The 18,197-nt window shown below is 46.7% G+C and carries 15 protein-coding genes; 5 read left to right on the top strand and 10 right to left on the bottom strand.

Annotated elements, in window-relative coordinates; translation table 11 throughout:
- Positions 1-45: 45 nt before the first annotated feature.
- From SPEA_RS02125 to SPEA_RS02105, 5 genes are all read right to left on the bottom strand, one after another.
- A complete protein-coding gene (locus SPEA_RS02125; RefSeq protein ID WP_012153665.1) occupies positions 46-960 on the bottom strand; it encodes a LysR family transcriptional regulator in 915 nt (304 codons plus the stop codon).
- Positions 961-1,092: 132 nt separating this feature from the next.
- Positions 1,093-1,824 carry a fumarate reductase iron-sulfur subunit gene (locus SPEA_RS02120; protein WP_041411231.1) on the bottom strand — a complete coding sequence of 244 codons (732 nt, stop codon included), beginning with the start codon at positions 1,822-1,824 and terminating at the stop codon, positions 1,093-1,095.
- 8 nt (positions 1,825-1,832) lie between these two features.
- The gene (locus SPEA_RS02115) at positions 1,833-3,833 is read right to left on the bottom strand and encodes a fumarate reductase flavoprotein subunit (protein ID WP_012153663.1); all 2,001 of its coding nucleotides are present in this window, start codon (positions 3,831-3,833) and stop codon (positions 1,833-1,835) included.
- A gap of 56 nt (positions 3,834-3,889) precedes the next feature.
- Complete coding sequence (locus SPEA_RS02110; RefSeq protein WP_012153662.1) at positions 3,890-4,564, bottom strand: fumarate reductase cytochrome b subunit; 675 nt, start codon at positions 4,562-4,564, stop codon at positions 3,890-3,892.
- Between the two features lie 161 nt (positions 4,565-4,725).
- A complete protein-coding gene (locus tag SPEA_RS02105) occupies positions 4,726-5,448 on the bottom strand; it encodes a fumarate reductase cytochrome b subunit (RefSeq protein ID WP_263053346.1) in 723 nt (240 codons plus the stop codon).
- A gap of 349 nt (positions 5,449-5,797) precedes the next feature.
- On the opposite strand from SPEA_RS02105, the gene prmA reads away from it, so the two are divergent.
- From prmA to SPEA_RS02085, 4 genes are all read left to right on the top strand, one after another.
- Positions 5,798-6,679 carry a 50S ribosomal protein L11 methyltransferase gene (gene prmA / locus SPEA_RS02100; protein ID WP_012153660.1) on the top strand — a complete coding sequence of 294 codons (882 nt, stop codon included), beginning with the start codon at positions 5,798-5,800 and terminating at the stop codon, positions 6,677-6,679.
- 151 nt (positions 6,680-6,830) lie between these two features.
- Positions 6,831-7,799 carry a tRNA dihydrouridine synthase DusB gene (gene dusB / locus SPEA_RS02095; protein ID WP_012153659.1) on the top strand — a complete coding sequence of 323 codons (969 nt, stop codon included), beginning with the start codon at positions 6,831-6,833 and terminating at the stop codon, positions 7,797-7,799.
- A 17-nt stretch (positions 7,800-7,816) separates the two neighbouring features.
- On the top strand, positions 7,817-8,122 hold the full coding sequence (gene fis, locus SPEA_RS02090) for a DNA-binding transcriptional regulator Fis (RefSeq protein WP_012153658.1): 306 nt from the start codon (positions 7,817-7,819) through the stop codon (positions 8,120-8,122).
- Positions 8,123-8,505: 383 nt separating this feature from the next.
- Positions 8,506-10,038: a leucyl aminopeptidase gene (locus tag SPEA_RS02085; protein ID WP_012153657.1), complete on the top strand. Its 1,533-nt coding sequence runs from the start codon at positions 8,506-8,508 to the stop codon at positions 10,036-10,038.
- Positions 10,039-10,189: 151 nt separating this feature from the next.
- Here SPEA_RS02085 and SPEA_RS02080 read toward each other — a convergent pair whose 3' ends face one another.
- From SPEA_RS02080 to SPEA_RS02065, 4 genes are all read right to left on the bottom strand, one after another.
- Positions 10,190-13,345 carry an efflux RND transporter permease subunit gene (locus SPEA_RS02080; RefSeq protein ID WP_012153656.1) on the bottom strand — a complete coding sequence of 1,052 codons (3,156 nt, stop codon included), beginning with the start codon at positions 13,343-13,345 and terminating at the stop codon, positions 10,190-10,192.
- Positions 13,346-13,356: 11 nt separating this feature from the next.
- Positions 13,357-14,583, bottom strand: coding sequence for an efflux RND transporter periplasmic adaptor subunit (locus SPEA_RS02075; RefSeq protein WP_012153655.1), 1,227 nt, complete (start codon positions 14,581-14,583; stop codon positions 13,357-13,359).
- Complete coding sequence (locus tag SPEA_RS02070; protein ID WP_223296555.1) at positions 14,580-15,926, bottom strand: TolC family protein; 1,347 nt, start codon at positions 15,924-15,926, stop codon at positions 14,580-14,582. The genes SPEA_RS02075 and SPEA_RS02070 overlap by 4 nt, the downstream gene beginning before the upstream one ends.
- 201 nt (positions 15,927-16,127) lie before the next feature.
- Positions 16,128-16,478, bottom strand: a complete 351-nt coding sequence (locus SPEA_RS02065) for a hypothetical protein (RefSeq protein ID WP_223296554.1) — start codon at positions 16,476-16,478, stop codon at positions 16,128-16,130.
- Between the two features lie 403 nt (positions 16,479-16,881).
- On the opposite strand from SPEA_RS02065, the gene ric reads away from it, so the two are divergent.
- On the top strand, positions 16,882-17,604 hold the full coding sequence (gene ric, locus SPEA_RS02060; RefSeq protein WP_012153652.1) for an iron-sulfur cluster repair di-iron protein: 723 nt from the start codon (positions 16,882-16,884) through the stop codon (positions 17,602-17,604).
- 58 nt (positions 17,605-17,662) lie between these two features.
- Here ric and SPEA_RS02055 read toward each other — a convergent pair whose 3' ends face one another.
- Positions 17,663-18,127: an Sbal_3080 family lipoprotein gene (locus SPEA_RS02055; protein ID WP_012153651.1), complete on the bottom strand. Its 465-nt coding sequence runs from the start codon at positions 18,125-18,127 to the stop codon at positions 17,663-17,665.
- Positions 18,128-18,197: the final 70 nt, after the last annotated feature.

Raw genomic sequence — 18,197 nt, 5'->3', positions numbered from 1 at the left:
ATAAAAAAACCGCACTCGTGCGGTTTTTTTGTGTCTGCTATTTGATCACTCCATCAAGTGACTCACCCGCGCTAAACGTTGTTTACAGCGCTCACGTAACATATCTCGCAGCAACAGGATCACAGGCGTCACATGCTCCCGCCCTGGGCAAACTAAATATAAGTCGGCCTCTTCACCTTGATATTCATTGAGTAAAGGCACTAATCGCCCAGACTCGATATCGTCGGTCAGATCTAACCAAGACTTAAATACCACCCCTTGACCTGCAACCGCCCAACGCCGAGCTATATCGGCATCATTGCAGGTACGATTAGCCGTCACTCTCACCTTATGTTGCAGACCATCTTTATTGAAGACCCACTGATCATGAGTGCGCTCATCCAGCATAAAGAATAAGCAATTATGTTGCGGTAATTGATCTAAAGCGCTCGGTTCACCAAACTGTCGAATATAGTCAGGCGAAGCACAAAGCACCCGGCGTGAATGACAGATTTTAAAGGCCACCAGCGAAGAGTCTTTAGGAACACCTGAGCGCAATGCCACATCTATCTTGTCATGATAAAAATCCGACAGATTATCGCCAATATGTAGGCGCAGCTTAAGCTCTGAATATTCAACGAGGAACTCATCTAACCAAGGGAGTAAAACGTTACGGCCAATATCTGAAGGAACCGCTAAGCTAAGCAGCCCTGAAATACTCGCCTGACTGCTTTCTATCGCTCTATGGCCTAGCTCTAGGTCGGCTAAGGCTCGACGGCAGTGGATAAGATAGCGCTCGCCGGCATCGGTTAACCTTAGGCTGCGAGTGCTGCGAATGAATAAGGTCGTAGCTAACTCTTTTTCTAGCCGCTTCAGGCCTGCGCTCGCCACCGCAGTTGAAATGTCTAATTCAACCGCAGCCGCAGTCAAACTACCGCAGTCCGCAACCCTGATAAACAGTTTCAGATCGTTAAGCTGCATTATCAATATTCCATTTATAAATATGCATTTATTTAAATCAAATTGTAGATAAACAGAGACTAAACGTCACCCACAAAAAAGCCTGCGCAATGCAGGCTCTTTAAATCGTCACTTTAACTAATGCGTTGCAACTCAGACTAGCGTTACCGCCATCTTACGGCGTAAATAAGCAATCTGCTGCATATGCGGTAAATCTTTAGGGCAGTTATCTTGGCAGCCTAGCAGCGTCATACAGCCAAATACGCCGTCTTGATTACCTATCACGTGGTAGAAGTCTTCAGCATTACGCGCGTCACGACTATCTAACTCAAAACGGGCAATCTTCATTAGGCCTACGGCCCCCACAAAGGTGTCACGCATCTGCTTGGTGGCACAAGCTGAAACACATACACCACACTCGACGCAGCGCTCTAACTCATAAAGTTTAGCCGCCTCCTCAGGTGACATTGGCGCCTCAAGACGATGAATATCATCATCACCCACTTTTGGGTGTAACCACAGCTTCAAGCGTTCAGCGATTTCACGCATAAACTTACCAGTATTTACCGATAAATCGCCAATCAGCTCAAAGCCAGGTAGTGGCATTAACTTGATTTTACCATCAGTAAATTTACTGGTTAGCGTACGGCAGGCCAAAGTTGGCATACCGTTAATCACCATGGCGCAGCTACCGCAAATACCTGCACGACAAACGAAATCGAACTGCAACGATGGATCTTGTAACTCACGCAACTGATTGAGTGCAATAAAGACCGTCATACCGGGGGCTTCTTCGATCTGGTACTCAACCATTTTAGGTTTATCACCCGGCACTTGTGGGTCAAATCTAAAAATACTGAAAGTTAAGGTACGGCCCTTAGCCATTTGTTGGCTCATTTAGCGATCTCTCCTGTGCTCGAGTGCGCTAATGTGTCACTCAAACGTTCGTTCTTTGGTTTTAATGAGTCAGGTACGTCAAACGGCATGACTGCTGCTTGTTGTTGATGCCTGTCTGCATCAGGACCAAGCTGACTAATAATCTCTGCAATTTCTTGCTCACGTTTTTCGGTATCTGGATGCGCAATGGCATTATCGATACCGTAACCACGGTAACCTGGTGGCAACTCCATCTTCATCACATCTAGCTGTTCATACTCAAGTTGAGGTGACAGGCTATTAGCATCCGGCCAGCTTGATAATGTGCGGTTTAGCCAGTCTTTGTCGTTACGCTGTGGGAAGTCTTCACGAGCGTGCGCCCCGCGGCTCTCTGTACGTGCTGCAGCGCCAGCTGCAACCGTCAGTGCCACTTTAAGCATACGCTTCACACGCAGTGCTTCAACAAGCTCAGGGTTAGCATGCCGCTTCTTGCACTTAAGTCCTAATGCATTTGCACGCTTAAGTAAGTCTTGTAGCTCGCTAACCGCTTTTTCAAGCTCAGGACCATTACGGAAAATCCCCACGTAATCCATCATGATCTGCTGCATCTGCTGCTTAAGCTCAAATGGATTTTCGGTGCCTTCACCATCAATAAGCTCGTCAATCTCGCTTTGTAGTTTACCTACAAAGGACTCAACTAAGCTGGTATCGATTTCAAGGGTGTTTTGTTCACAAAAATCGGCGACATACTTACCGATAATCATACCGCCAACTACTGTCTCAGCGAGTGAGTTACCACCTAAGCGGTTAAAGCCATGCATATCCCAACAAGCCGCTTCGCCGACACTGAATAAACCTTTTAGCTGTGGGCTTTGGCCCGTAGCGTCGGTACGAATACCGCCCATAGAATAGTGCTGAGTCGGTCTTACTGGGATCCAGTCTTTAGCTGGGTCGATGCCAAGAAAGTTCTCACAGATCTCTTTTACTTCACGTAGGTTGGTTTCTACGTGTTTACGACCAAGCAAAGTAATATCCAGCCATAAGTGCGGCCCATAAGGACTGTCTACGCCCTTACCTTTGCGCATGTGTTCTGTCATGCGGCGCGATACTACGTCACGTGATGCCAGCTCTTTCTTCTCTGGCTCGTAATCTGGCATAAAGCGATGGCCATCTTTATCACGCAATAAACCGCCGTCACCACGACAACCTTCAGTAGTCAAAATACCGACAGGCACAATAGCCGTAGGATGGAACTGCACCGCTTCCATGTTACCTAGCTTGGCAACACCGGTTTCAAGTGCTAGCGCCTGGCCTACACCTTCACAAATAATGGCGTTAGTCGATACTTCATAAATACGACCATAGCCACCAGTTGCAATCGTGGTCGACTTTGCAACGTAAGCGATTAGCTCGCCAGTAATTAGGCAGCGAGCAACCACACCATGACAACGCTTGCCATCATGAATAAGCGATAACGCCTCCATACGCTCATGGACTGGAATGTCCATTGAAATAGCCTTGTTATCTACCGCATAAAGTAGCGAGTGGCCTGTGCCGTCAGCGGTGTAACAAGTGCGCCATTTTTTGGTGCCCCCAAAGTCACGGGCGTTAATTAAACCATGCGCCTCTTCTGCTTCTTCAATGGTCACCTTTTCAGCATTAACCACCACCTGACGCGGACCTTTGGTTATGCGCGTCCAAGGTACACCCCAGTTTGCCAATTCTCGCACGGCTTTAGGGGCACAGTGGGCAAACATACGTGCCACATCTTGATCGCATCCCCAGTCAGATCCTTTTACGGTATCTTGGAAATGCACATCTTCGTCATCTCCCATACCTTTAACGGTATTGCCCAAACTTGCTTGCATGCCCCCCTGCGCTGCCGCTGAATGCGAGCGTTTCGCTGGGATCAATGATAATACAACAGTATCTAGCCCACGCTCTTTAGACGCGATAGCCACTCGTAATCCAGCAAGTCCAGCGCCGATCACTAACGAATCGGTATATATCAGTTTCACACGTGCTCCTTAACGTAGGGTGCAGAGTCAGTTTATGTTCTTGTTCTCACCAGCAGCTACCCATTGGCATAGGGGAGGAACGCCAATAAGGACGCCAAGCCTATAACAATGAAAACCACGCTGATGATAGTCTTTATTTTTTTAAGTCTTTTGCGGGTATTAAGCTCTCTCACCGCGCCCCATTTCACCGCTAGACGGTATACACCAATCGCGGCATGGAGCTCAACGCAGAGTAACAATGGCAGATACAGCAACCATACTCCCTGCTGCCAAATTCTGTCGGCACTGCCATGGGGGCCAATGGTTTCAGGCGCAGCTCCTATTAACCACAAATGTACGGGCAGTAATAATAAGATCACCACCCCAGTGGCCGCCTGCCATACCCATAATCTTGTATCACCGTGATTAATCGAGATAAGCTGCAGCTTTAACGCCTTCTGCTGACGTAAACTAAGCGGCAACTTATGGATGGCCACCAATACATGTATCAACACTATTGCAGCAATTAACAGCGCAATAATCGACACGACCCAAGGGTAACCATGACCATCGGCACTCAAGAAACTCAGCTCCATGGTCTTGGCAACCCAAGTCATTGCCTCTTCCCCCAGCAAGATAGAGGAGACCAATATTAGGTGTGTCCATAAAAATATTGCCAATACTGCGCCAGAGATACTCTGGCTCAGATCCAACCAACCACTCCAATTACCGCGATCTGTTATTTTATTCATTCGCTGCCCTATCTTTGGTTAATGCCTAACTTGTTACTGTTTAGTTACAATGTCACCCAGTAACAGGCATTTAACCGTGAGATAGATCAACAAATACGCGATTAGTTTAGTGAATATTAATTAAGTTATTTCGCTTGCAATTCTTATACTCAAGCCAAGGCTTAACTTGGTCGATACGCCTCAACAGGCAGAGTAAGCTCACTACCAATTAACATATAAGATCCAAGGCTCAGTAGTCCGATAACTATCAGATAAATGATCAATACCTTGGCAAGCTTACGTAAACCCGTACGCTTTTCGGTGAATCCCCATTTAACAGCGACGCGATATAGGCCTATCATGGCGTGGATTACCACGGCTGGTAGTAATAGAGCGTACAACAACCAAGCGTTTTGGTGATAAACACGCTCAGCCGATAAGTTAGGACCAATTTCAGGATTAGCTATCATGGTAAACAAGTGAACAGGCACTAAGAAAAACAGCACGAAGCCGGTGACCAACTGCCAAAACCAAGCTTGGCTGTCTTTGTGATTGATAACCGCCATATGACGCCTTAAGGCACGCCATTGGCCAAGCTGCGCAGGGAAACGACGTAGGGCAACTGCCGCATGTAGCATCACAACCGCTAACATAAACACCGAGAAGACTTTAGTCACAATCGGAAAGCCATGCCCAGTAGAGCTAAACATACCGCCCTCTAAAAATTGCACGACCGTATAGAAAGCGTCTTTTCCAAGCAAAATACTCGATTCAAAGTGTAGGTGAGCCAATAAGAAACAGCCCATCATTACTCCTGTAATGCTTTGTATTTTATCTGCTTTTGCCGATGCAGGGTGTCCAGTACCGTTTACGTAGGATGCTAACATTATTCTTGTCTTGTTTATCTTATGCCTAATAGTGGGATTTACACTCTAACAAGAACTTTGTCAGCAAATTGATACAGAGATTTTTTTCGTGAAGGAACTCACCCTTTTTAATCCAGCTATTAGATCAAGATCACAAATAATACACACACAGAAGAACACTGGTAATACCACTTAACCAATATAATTCAACATCTTGGAGGTACATTTAAAACAGAACAATCATGTTAACTAAGAAGCGATAACTAAGGCTAAAGCCACAATAACCACCTGCAATTGAAGATTAATTCGTTGATTTCAGATCTAACGTTCACACTCAAACCTGCCATGGTTTACAATAGCCCCATATATCTAGATAACGAGAATTCTCATGCCTTGGATCCAACTTAGAATTGACACTGACGGTCCTAATGCTGACGCTATAAGCGATCAACTAATGGAAGAAGGGTCACTCTCTATTACCTTCGAAGACGGTAAAGACAACCCAATTTACGAACCGACATTGGGCGAAACCCCATTGTGGAGCCACACAGTGATAGTCGCACTGTTTGAAGCCAACTTCGACCTTACTCCTGTGGTTGAGCGTTTAAAACTACTTCCTTGTCTTGGCGATAACTTCAGTCATAAGGTTGAGCAGGTTGAAGACAAGGACTGGGAACGTGAATGGATGGATAACTTCCACCCAATCAAGTTTGGCGATCGTCTTTGGATCTGCCCAAGTTGGCGTGAAATCCCAGACCCAACCGCAGTTAACGTCATCTTAGATCCAGGCTTAGCTTTTGGTACCGGTACTCACCCAACTACCGCACTTTGTTTAGAGTGGTTAGACGGCTTAGATTACAGCAACAAAGATGTGATCGACTTTGGTTGTGGCTCAGGCATTTTAGCCGTAGCAGCACTGAAGCTTGGCGCAGAGCGCGTAACCGGTATCGATATCGATTATCAAGCGATTGAAGCCTCAAAAGCCAATGCTGAGCGTAACGGTGTTGAAGATAAGCTGGCGCTATATCTTCCTGAAGATCAACCAGCAGATCTGCTGGCAGATATTCTAGTCGCCAACATCTTAGCAGGCCCATTGCGTGAACTTGCCCCTCTAATTGCTGAAAAAGTTAAACCTGGTGGACTATTAGCACTTTCTGGCTTGCTACAAGAGCAAGCTGAAGAAATCTCAGCCTTCTATAGCGAGTGGTTCAATATGGACGAGCCTGCTCACAAAGACGACTGGAGCCGCTTGACAGGTATACGCAAATAGCAGTAACCCGCGGCGCTTTCCGCGCCGCGACTGACTTCTCGCTAGGCAAAAGTCAAGCAAAAAAGTTGCCCTCAGGTCATTTATTGACCTTTTCACAGGCTTGAAAAAGGCGTACTATAGCGCCCCTTTGACGAGCAAGGTGTTTTGATAAATGCAGATTGGACCCTATCGCCTGAAAAATCAGTTGATCGTGGCGCCAATGGCAGGTGTCACTGACCAACCCTTTAGAAATCTCTGCTTACGTTATGGCGCAGCCTTAGCCGTGTCGGAGATGCTTTCATCGAATCCTGATGTTTGGGATACCGATAAAAGCCGCTTGCGTATGACACACGCAGGTGAAGACGGAATACGTTCGGTTCAGATTGCCGGAGCAGATCCAGAGTTAATGGCTAATGCCGCTGTTGTGAACGTACAACAAGGGGCACAGATCATTGATATCAATATGGGCTGTCCAGCAAAAAAAGTGAATAAGAAGCTCGCAGGATCGGCTTTGTTGCAAGACCCAGTTCAAGTAGAAGCGATTCTACGTGCCGTGGTAGCAGCGGTTGATGTTCCTGTGACGCTAAAAATTCGAACGGGATGGGCTCCAGAGCACAGGAATGGTGTTCATATCGCCCAGATCGCAGAAGATTGCGGTATTGCCTCATTGGCCGTTCACGGCCGAACTAGGCAGTGCATGTACAAAGGCAACGCCGAGTACGACACAATTAAAGCGATTAAAAAACAGATCTCGATACCCGTTGTCGCCAATGGAGACATTTTAACCCCAGAGAAAGCACGTTTTGTGCTGGATTATACTGGTGTGGATGCCCTGATGATTGGACGAGGAGCTCAAGGACGACCTTGGATATTTAGGGAAATCCAACATTACCTGGATACAGGTAATAAGCTAGCGCCCGTAGAGATGGATGAAAAGCGTCAAGTTATGCTTGAACACCTGAAACTACTGTACAACTTGTATGGTGATTATAAGGGCATCCGCTTCGCAAGAAAGCATGTTGGCTGGTACTTAGACCAAGAAAATCAACGGCCTTTTAGAGCCGAGTTTAATCGACTCGAAACCGTTGAAGAACAATGTTCCATGGTGGAACGCTATTTTGATGAATTTGTTGCATATTAATAAAGAGCAGAATACGAATGTTTGATCAGACTACTCACACTGAAGTTCACCCACTTACTGTTGGCAAAATCGAAACCGCAAGTGGTGCAATCAAGCCACAACTACTACGTGATGCGGTAAAGCGTGCTGTCACTAACTTTTTCGCTCAGATGGACGGGCAAGAAGCTGAAGAAGTATATGAAATGGTGTTAAGCGAAGTTGAAGCACCTCTGCTAGATATCATCATGCAACACACTCGTGGCAACCAAACTCGCGCTGCCAACATGCTAGGTATCAACCGTGGTACACTACGCAAGAAATTAAAGAAATACGGCATGAACTAAGACTAACGTCTTAACGTGTTGTATTAAAACGGGCTTTCCAGCAATGGAAAGCCCGTTTTGCTTTATATGTACCCTCATATGTACCCCGCCCTTACTTCCCCCATTCTCATTACAATCAATTAGTAAAAATAATCGAAACAATTCTCAGCAGCATGGCTATTTTCAGCTTCGGCTAATTTTCACCTTGTAGACTCGAAAAACATGTGACAATTCCTAACAAGTTTTAGCTTAGTTGTTAATTCAAAAAGTGATAAATTGCACAGCCCACTGTGAATAACCCTATACAGTGCGGCTAAAAAACAATAACGACATATACAACAAAAAGAAGCTGCGACATGTTTGGCAAAACCTGATCGCAGAACTAAATCCCGATAGAGGACAGTATGCTAACAAAGAAAACCCTACTAAGCAGTGCATTAAGCCTAGGCCTGTTAACCAGCTATTCGGCGCAAGCGGAAACGTTTGATTTTGTCGAAAATCAATCTAACAACATCGACACTTTAGTGGTCTTTCAAGCTGGCGAAGAAACATCAAGCGCCTTAAGCAAGTTAGACAAACAATCAAAGCAACAAATTAGCAGTGCATTAGCACTACAAGAGTTTACTGGCGAGAAAAAACAGCTAGTTGAAATTTTAATGCCTACAGGCATAGACGCTAAACGCCTAGTGGTTATTGGCGTTGGTGATAAAGAAAAGCTAACCCCTGGTGAAGTGAATAAGCTTGGCGCTGAAATCACCGCTCATTTCAACGGCATTGAAGTAAAGAATATTCAACTGCTAACCGATGGCATTAGTGATGCCAGCAGCAACGCTAGCTTTGCTGCAGAGCTTGCACATGGCATCAACCTGCGCGCTTACAAGTTTGATAAGTACTTTTCAGAGAAAAAGCCCGCTGAGAAGAACTACAGGGTACACGTGAGTGACTCAAAAGCAGCTGACAGGCTATACACTCAGCTAGCAGCCATTGAGCAAGGGGTATTTCTCGCCCGTGACTTAACCTCTGAAACACCGACCGAGATGACCCCAGTCGATTTTGCTAATGCAGCAAAAGAACTGAAAAAACTGGGCGTTAAAATTACCGTGCTTGAGCCAAAGAAAATAGCCAAGTTAGGCATGGGCGCATTGCACGCAGTTGGCCGTGGCTCCAAAGAAGGCTCTCGCCTTATAGTCGCCCACTGGGAAGGCAATGATGATGCGCCTATCGCTTTAGTCGGTAAAGGCATTACCTTCGATTCTGGCGGCTACAACATTAAAGCATCTGGCGACTCTATCTCACGTATGAAGTCGGATATGGCAGGTGCTGCCGCAGTACTTGGTGCAGTAAAGGCCATGGCACTACAAAAAGCCGATGTAAACTTAGTGGCTGTAATGCCAATGGCTGCGAACATGGTATCTGAAACCGCACTGGCTCCAGGTGATGTACTGATGACAGCCGAAGGCTTAAGTGTTGAAGTGCTCAATACCGACGCTGAAGGCCGCCTGATCTTAGCCGATGGCATGTGGTATGCCCGCGAATTCTATCAGCCACAAGTCATGGTTGATGTTGCCACGCTAACAGGCTCTAAGGTACGTGCATTAGGTAAACGCTACACGGCAGTGTTTAGTGAAGACGACACTTTAGTCGATGAGCTGACCTTCTCTGGTCAAGCCGTGGATGAAAAGCTATGGCGCTTACCGCTTGCCTATGAAGATTTGCTTAAAAGCCCAATTGCCGATTTGAAAAACGCAGGCTTCGGTGGCCCTGGGGCGACAACAGCCGCCGTTTTCCTACAGCAGTTCACTGGCGACACTAAGTGGGCGCACCTTGATATTGCAGGCAGTGCTCTTGCAGCTAAAGATGTAGGCGTTACCCCAGCTGGCGGTACAGGCCATGGCGTACGTTTGCTAAGCCACTGGATCATGACGCAAAGCAAATAAGCTTTTAGCGCTAAATCTAAGGCTCTGCTCCAGAATTAGCTTTAGACTTAGATTCTGCTTTTATAAAATAGAAAAAGCCCTGCAAATGCAGGGCTTTTGTTTATCCAACTATGTTAAACGATAGTTAAGCAATGGAGCCGCCTACAGCCTTTTATGTAGTAGCTGCACTCTCAACATTAGCCTGCTTACTCTTTCTGTTCTCATCGCGCTGATGCGCCATACGATACAAAATAGGCAAGACAAACAGGGTTAATATCGTCGATGAGATAATACCGCCAATCACTACTGTCGCAATTGGGCGCTGCACCTCTGCGCCAGTGCCGATATTAAGCGCCATTGGCACAAAACCAAGCCCTGCCACTAACGCTGTCATCAATACCGGACGTAGTCGAATCAAAGCGCCATCGATAATCGCTGCCATCAGCTCACCTTTCTCTTGGTATAACTGACGGATAAAGCTCAGTAGCACTAAGCCATTCAGCACTGCCACACCAGAAAGCGCAATAAAGCCGACACCTGCCGAAATCGACAACGGCATATCCCGCATCCATAGTGAAATCACCCCGCCAGTTAGTGCTAGAGGTATTCCGGTAAAGATAATTAGCGCATCCTTTACCGAACTAAAGGCCATCACCAACAAGCCTAAAATGAGCGCTAGCGTTAACGGAACCACAATAGATAAACGCTGACTCGCGGATTCAAGTTGCTCAAAGGTGCCGCCATACTCCAGCCAATAGCCTGCAGGAATATCAACTTGCTCAGCAACTTGCTGTTTAACTTCACTAACAAAGGTACCCAAGTCGCGGCCGCGCACGTTGGCAGTCACCACAATGCGACGTTTACCGTTTTCACGACTGATCTGGTTTGGTGATGGTGCAATATCTAGCCTCGCCACCTCAGACAAAGGCACATATTCACCTGATGGCAGCACAATTGGCAGCTCTTGTAAGTGTTCGACATCTTTACGGATAGCTTCAGGTAAACGTACAACCATCTTGAAGCGACGATCGCCTTCAAAGATAAGCCCTGCCTCTTCGCCGCCTATAGCCGTTGCCACAAAGTCCTGTAGTTCGCTAACCGTTAAACCGTAACGGGCTAAAGCCATACGATCTGGCTGAATAGATAGCATAGGTAAACCAGTTACTTGCTCAACTTGTAGATCGGCTGCGCCATCAATTTTCTCTAGCACTTCACGAATAGCATTGGCCGAAGCTAATAACTGATCTAAGTCATCACCCACGACCTTAATACCTAAGTCTGCACGCACCCCCGAGATCAATTCATTAAAACGCATCTCAATAGGTTGGGTTAACTCAAAGTTATTACCCGGCTGGCCAGAAACCGCAGCAACGATATCGGCCGCAAGCGCGTCATGGCTCATCTTAGGATTAGGCCATTCATTTCGCGGCTTAAGCATAATGAAGGTGTCGGCAATATTCGGTGGCATAGGATCGTTCGCCACCTCTGGGGTACCTATCTTAGAAAATACATTTAACACCTGTGGGAAGTGTTTGATGCGATCTTCTAGTAAGACCTGCATGTCCACCGATTGCTCTAGCCCTGTACCCGGAATACGGATAGCTTGCAACAAGATATCCTCTTCATTGAGCTGAGGAATAAACTCAGATCCAAGAGTCGTTGCCAGCCAAATAGAGAAGCCAACCAAGGCTACTGCCGCACTAAGTACCAACCAACGTAACTTCATCGCACCGATTAATAACGGCTTGTACAGTGACTTAGTCGCGGTAATCACTCGGCTTTCTTTATCGCTAATTTTGCCTGTCATAAACAGGGCAACCGCAGCGGGAACCAAAGTTAACGACAACACTAACGCCGCTAGCAGAGCCATCACAACCGTTGCCGCCATGGGGTGGAACATCTTGCCTTCAACGCCTGTAAGGCTAAACAGCGGAATGTACACAACGGTAATAATCAACACGCCAAACAAACTCGGGCGGATCACCTCATTGGTGGCCTCAAACACTAGTTGCAAGCGCTGCTTACGTGGTAGCACATGACCGCCATTTTGTACTTGAGCCTGACCAAGCCTGCGAATGGCATTTTCAACAATAATTACCGCGCCATCGACTATCAAACCAAAATCTAATGCGCCAAGACTCATTAGGTTAGCCGAAACACCGGCCTGCACCATACCAGTCATGGTTGCTAACATCGCCAGCGGAATTACCGCAGCGGTGATCAATGCCGCTCTAGCGTTACCCAGTAAAATAAACAGCACCACTATGACTAGCAGCGCGCCTTCAACTAGGTTCTTCTGCACCGTGTATACCGCTTTGTCTACCAAGGTGGTGCGATCGTACACAGCTTCAACCTTAATACCATCGGGTAGCGATGCTTTAACATCTTCAAGCTTGGCGGCTACGGCGAGTGACACCTGACGTGAGTTTTCACCCACCAGCATCATGGCACTGCCTAGTACCGTTTCTTTGCCATCACGAGTCGCGGCGCCAGTACGTAGTGCCTTACCAATTGCCACCTGAGCCACATCGGCGATTAAGATTGGCGCGCTATCGATATGCTTAACGACAACGTTTTCAATGTCGCTAATGGTCTTAAGCTGGGCAGCAGAGCGCACCGTAAGTTGCTGGCCGTCTCGCTCGATATAGCCCGCTCCACGATTACTATTGCTGCTTTGTAGTGCCAGCTTAATATCCACAAATGACACGCCGTATTGCAGCATATTGGCTGGCAGTGGCGTAATGTGGTACTCCTTGTCGTACCCTCCGATGGTGTTAATTTCAGTAACACCTGGCACTTGAGCTAGCTGAGGTTTAATGATCCAATCTTGGATCTCTCTTAGCGCAGTCGCATCAAAATCACTTCCATCGGCTTGCTTCGCATCAGGCAGCGCTTCGATGGTGTACATGTAGATCTCACCAAGCCCGGTTGATATAGGCCCCATCTCAGGCTCAATCTCGGCGGGTAACTTGCCTTTAATACCGTTTAAGCGCTCGCTGATAAGATTACGTGCAAAATATAAGTCTGTGCCTTCATCAAACACCACTGTGACCTGTGATAATCCATAACGCGACAACGAGCGGGTATTCGCTAGGTGCGGGATCCCCATCAAGGCATTTTCAATCGGGTACGTAATTCTTTGCTCGGTTTCTTGCGGAGAATATCCCTCGGCGCGGGTGCTAATTTGCACCTGTACGTTGGTAATATCTGGCACCGCATCGATAGGTAACTTCTGATAACTCCATAGCCCCACTGCAACCAGCAGCATGGCAAGGAACATCATCATCCAGCGTCTATTTATCGCAAGACGCAATACTGATTCAATCATTGACGTCTCCTTTAGTGAACGTGTGCAGCGCTTGATTTCTCAAGGTCGGCTTTCAGCAAAAAGCTATTTTCAACTGCGTACTCTTCACCCGCCTCAAGACCCGACAACACTTGGCTCATTTCGCTATCGCTGCGGCCAAGAGTCACTGCGCGCTTTTCAAAGCCTTCACCATTACGGATAAACACCACTTGTTGGCCTTCAGACTCCTGTAGCGCGCGGTTATCTATCACCAAATCCACTGCTTGCTGGCTCAATGTCAGCTTGCCAGACAGCAAAGCGCCTACCGCCCATTGACCAGATGTATTATCGAGTGGTGCACGGGCTAACTTATAGGTCTCGCCGTTTGGCGCATTGAGAAGATGCTTAATGCTTGAGGCGGTTTGTCGTTGCTCAGAGCCTATGGTTACTGCTTGACCCACGGCGACTTTGCTTAATTGACCCGGAAAGATTTGATACTGCGCCCAAAGCTTACTGTCATCCATAATGCGTAGTAGCACATTGTCAGCTGCCATTTCACCAGTATTAGCACTACGCCCCACTACCAAGCCTGAGATTGGCGCCTTGATGACATAGCGCTTTAAGCTGGAATTTGACTCCACTTCAGCAACAACTTGGCCAGCTTCAACGCGATCGCCAACCGCAAAATTAACGCCTGTAATTAAGCCTGCAAAGCGGGCACGCACTTCACTGCTTGCCGCCTCTGGTACCACTGTACGGCCATATACCGTCAGTGTTTGCTTGATATCACCTGCTTGGGCTTGCTGAGTCACTATGCCTGACGCCACGATTTGCTCGGCACTGATATGAATCTTACCCTCTTCATGTTCGTCATGACCGTGTTCATCACCATGCTCATCGACGTGACCATCAGCATGCTCATCGCCATGCTCGTCGTTATGCCCATCGTTATGAGAGCCAGCATGACCGTGTTCATCTTCGTGCACGTCGTTATGACCTTCCTTATGCCCGCCGTTATGAGAGTCATCATGACCGTGTTCATCTTCATGCTCATTCTTATGCCCGCCGTCATGAGAGTCAGCATGACCGTGTTCATCTATGTGCTCATCCTTATGAGCCGCATCCGAGTGCTTATCTGAATGTGCTGCTTGCTCAACTTGATGCGCATCTTCGTGACTGTGCTCTGGTGATGCGTTAACCGAGGCGCTAATCATCAATGCAACCGCCGCTACTACAGCAAGGTGAACTAAGGAGAATTTATTTAATAAGCTAGGATTCATTTTGTATGTCCTTTTGCAGCGTCAGAAAAATTAGCTGACTTTGAGAAATCAGCAGTCGCAGAAGAGTTGGCTGCATTTGAAAAATCATTGAAGAAGGTATGTTGAGAAGCAGGTAATGGCTCAGCAATAAGCTGCTCAATATCCACGCCATAACGCAGTGCAGAGGCCGCAGCATCAATTAGCGCACGGCGTGCAAATAACAGCTCCTCTCGGGCGGTTAAGTAATCAAGATAGCTGTAAAGCCCCTGCTCGTAAGCTTGCTTGGTATCTTCAAGGGCTGAGGTTAAGGTCGGGATCACACTAGCCTGTAGTCGATTTACCGTCACTATGGCTTGTTTACGGCTAGCATAAGCCCGGTACAGTTGACCATATAGCTCTAAAAGAGCCACTTCTCGGTTGACAAGTACTTGCTCTTTTGCGGCCTGAGCCGAAAGCACGGTGCCAGTATTACGTTCGCCATTAAACAGCGGCATACTAAAGCCCGCAGACAATGCCATATCGTTGGTTTGCTGTAGTTGTTTAACGCCTACAGACCAACTGATATCGCTACTTGACTGAGTTTTGGCAAAACGCAGCTCGGCCTCTTTAAGTTGTGCCTGAGTCAAATAGGCTGTGATAGCAGGGCTGTATTTTACTTTCTCAAATAACGGCTCGAGTGCCACATCGTCGGTAAAGGCAAATAAGCCCCCTTCGAGTGAATCAAAGCTAATCTGAGACTCGCCCCACATCATGCTTAGCGCAAGCTTGGCGTAATCGAGCTGGTGTAATTGGGTTTCTGCCACGAGACGGGCATTAAATACCGCAGCTTGGGCGCGCTTAACTTCGGCGTCTGGCGTCACGCCAGCCTTTGCTCGCTTAGCCACTACTACTTGGGTTTCCTCGGCAAGCTGTAATGCATCGACCGCTAATTGCAGTTGCGATTGCGCCGCTAACACATCGATATAGCGACGCGTTGCTTCTGCAAGTAAATTTAACGCGGTAATTTTCTGCTCAGCATCCAGTACGGCACGCTGCTCATTGACAACACCAGTGCGAGCATCAAGTTTGTCACCCAGTTCAATCACCGACGATAAAGACACACTAAACTCAGCACTGTCGATACCTTGGAATTCACCAGAGCCCGCAACGTTATCGAGATCAAATCCAATCTCATAACCAGGAGTTAGCGCTTGGGTGTGCGCCGCACCATCGAGCGCTTGTTGTCTAAACTGAAAAACCTTCAGTGAAGGGTGTTGCAGTTGTACCCGTTCAATAACCGTGGTTAACGACAAGGTATTAGCCGGTGCAGTGTTAGCAGTAGCCGCGGCAAGTGAGCCCGCCCATAACAGAGCGATGAGCGCCAAGGTGCAATAGAGCCCTCGCCAAACACAAAGTATGCCGATTTTTGTGGCAGATTTCGTGCAATAAGTATTATAAAACATCAGAGAATAAGCCTCGATTTAATACAAAAATCTCAGATCTGTTCGATGCAAAGTTGCAAAATAAGTACGACAGATCCTAAGCAAGTGCCATAGGCAAAACTTGCTAATAAAGTAACTTTTTGATTAAACGATTAGGGCTTTAGGGGGGCGCAGGAAAGCGAAATAAGGGGATTCAACAGAGGTAGAACTAAAAGTAAAAGTATGGCTATTAGGGCTTGCTGTCATCGATTTTAGCGCGGTGACAGGGTGCATCAAGGTCATACAACATGAGCAGCAGTTATTACTGCACTCAGTACAATCATCTTCAGCATGGCTTGCAGTAATCGACTCGTCGCACTGTGATCCACTAATAACGGACTCGGCGTCATACTCAAGCACATACGCAATTTCACTACCACAGTCGTCATGGGCTAAAGTGCAATCATCGGCCATAGCTACCACAGATTGCATCGTTAAAATCGCGATCAATAACATCCGCCCCAACTTAGCAGGAGAGGTGATAAATATTGCTCGGAAAAAACACGATAAGCTCGACATTAGGCCGCAGCATTACCTTTATTTTTAATAACGTACATGACTGACTTTATTGCGCACTCGTATGACTTTGATGCTGGCTAGTTTAAATTAATCAAAATTAAAACACTATGCGTTTGCAAATCTTAATCTGTTTTCTGTATAAAAAAGTTCCAAAACATCGATAAGGCCACATCTATTCCAACAAAGCTAGGCTTTAGACCTCTACCTAGATCGAGCTAAATTGCACCTCAAAGTGTGATTAACTGAGTATTTTACTCAAGTAATCATTGAATACAATCAAAGATGCAAATAATATGCATGTAAAATATAGCATTTAATTTACGCTAGCTTGGAGTTGCCAATGTCTCAATCAAAAGTGTCTCAATCCAAAGAAAGCCTGCTTGCCTCTCGTGTCGGTGAATTAGTCGCTAACGATTTCCGTACTGCCCACCTGTTTAGCCAATACGGTATCGACTTTTGTTGTGGCGGTGGAATTACATTAGAGCGGGCGATTAAACGTTTCGATGCCGATGAAGCAGCACTGCTTGAGGCGTTAATGGCATTTGAGACTGAAGGCGATAAGCAACAAGGTTTAGAGCAACTGCCTTTACCCGATCTACTCAACTATATTGAATCGACTCACCACACCTTTGTGCGTGAAAAGGCGCCGCTACTCATCGAATATAGTGAAAAGATGGTGCGAGCTCATGGTGAAAACCACAATGAAATAAAACCATTGGCAGGTTGGATCCGCGCATTGGTCGATGACTTGATGCCGCATCTAATGAAAGAGGAACGGATACTGTTCCCAGCAATTTTAGGGCTGCACAACCAAGTTGAGATGCAAAATTGCTTCGGCCATATCGGTAACCCGATAAATGCCATGCAATATGAGCATGATGATGCATTACAGATCTTTGAAAAGATCCGCGAGCTAACAAATGGCTTAGTGCCGCCTGCACATGCCTGCACCACATGGCGCGTTTGTTACGCCAGTTTGGCGGAGTTTGAAGCCGACTTGAAACAGCATATCTACCTTGAGAACAATATCTTGTTCCCAAAGGCACTCGCGCTAACAGCGTAAATCTAAGCCCCCAGTAAACCAGCTAGAACAGAAAGGCTCACCGAGGTGAGCCTTGTTACTAAATTGCAGTTTGCTGCAATGGCGACCAGCGCACTGATGCTTGCTTTTGCTGTATAAGCTGTTCGATTAGCTCACGAATTTTAGGCTCCGCATCAATAAATTTATTCATATTTGCTCCACCGCTTCGAGCATCATAGATAGCTTCACCATCTAAACGACCTTCATGGAAGACTTTAATCTCGGCGTAAACCATATATAACGCTAGATCCCAGCGCCAGTTTGCAGTGTAAGTCGCTGTCCACTCACATTGTTGACTAGCATCTAACTGTTCAACAATACGATATTTAATCTGTTTCTCTGCAAGAATCTTCTCCATCTCCTGCAAAAAACCATCCCTCACATCAGGGTTCTTCTGGATACAAACTTCAGCATTATTGTTCACATGAACCGGATCAACACGCTGCTTAATTGAGCAAGCACTGGTGAGCATTAAAGCTGATAACACAATAATTAGTTTTTTCATGATAATCCCTATCTTATAAAACTCTGTTCTTCTTAACTTTTAAGAGAGCTGAGCATATCAAGACAGAGGG

The sequence above is a fragment of the Shewanella pealeana ATCC 700345 genome (assembly GCF_000018285.1).
Taxonomy (GTDB): domain Bacteria; phylum Pseudomonadota; class Gammaproteobacteria; order Enterobacterales; family Shewanellaceae; genus Shewanella; species Shewanella pealeana.
The sequence above is the reverse complement of the archived record's forward strand: the minus strand, read 5'-3'. Positions and strand labels throughout refer to the sequence as shown.

Bases quoted from the DNA above. Each gene is read 5' to 3' on its own strand.
- SPEA_RS02075 (WP_012153655.1), bottom strand. From the start codon at position 14,583: ATGAATCCTAGCTTATTAAATAAATTCTCCTTAGTTCACCTTGCTGTA.
- SPEA_RS02055 (WP_012153651.1), bottom strand. From the start codon at position 18,127: ATGAAAAAACTAATTATTGTGTTATCAGCTTTAATGCTCACCAGTGCT.
- SPEA_RS02065 (WP_223296554.1), bottom strand. From the start codon at position 16,478: ATGTTATTGATCGCGATTTTAACGATGCAATCTGTGGTAGCTATGGCC.
- prmA (WP_012153660.1), top strand. From the start codon at position 5,798: ATGCCTTGGATCCAACTTAGAATTGACACTGACGGTCCTAATGCTGAC.
- ric (WP_012153652.1), top strand. From the start codon at position 16,882: ATGTCTCAATCAAAAGTGTCTCAATCCAAAGAAAGCCTGCTTGCCTCT.
- SPEA_RS02120 (WP_041411231.1), bottom strand. From the start codon at position 1,824: ATGGCTAAGGGCCGTACCTTAACTTTCAGTATTTTTAGATTTGACCCA.
- fis (WP_012153658.1), top strand. From the start codon at position 7,817: ATGTTTGATCAGACTACTCACACTGAAGTTCACCCACTTACTGTTGGC.
- SPEA_RS02085 (WP_012153657.1), top strand. From the start codon at position 8,506: ATGCTAACAAAGAAAACCCTACTAAGCAGTGCATTAAGCCTAGGCCTG.
- SPEA_RS02080 (WP_012153656.1), bottom strand. From the start codon at position 13,345: ATGATTGAATCAGTATTGCGTCTTGCGATAAATAGACGCTGGATGATG.
- SPEA_RS02125 (WP_012153665.1), bottom strand. From the start codon at position 960: ATGCAGCTTAACGATCTGAAACTGTTTATCAGGGTTGCGGACTGCGGT.
- SPEA_RS02110 (WP_012153662.1), bottom strand. From the start codon at position 4,564: ATGAATAAAATAACAGATCGCGGTAATTGGAGTGGTTGGTTGGATCTG.
- dusB (WP_012153659.1), top strand. From the start codon at position 6,831: ATGCAGATTGGACCCTATCGCCTGAAAAATCAGTTGATCGTGGCGCCA.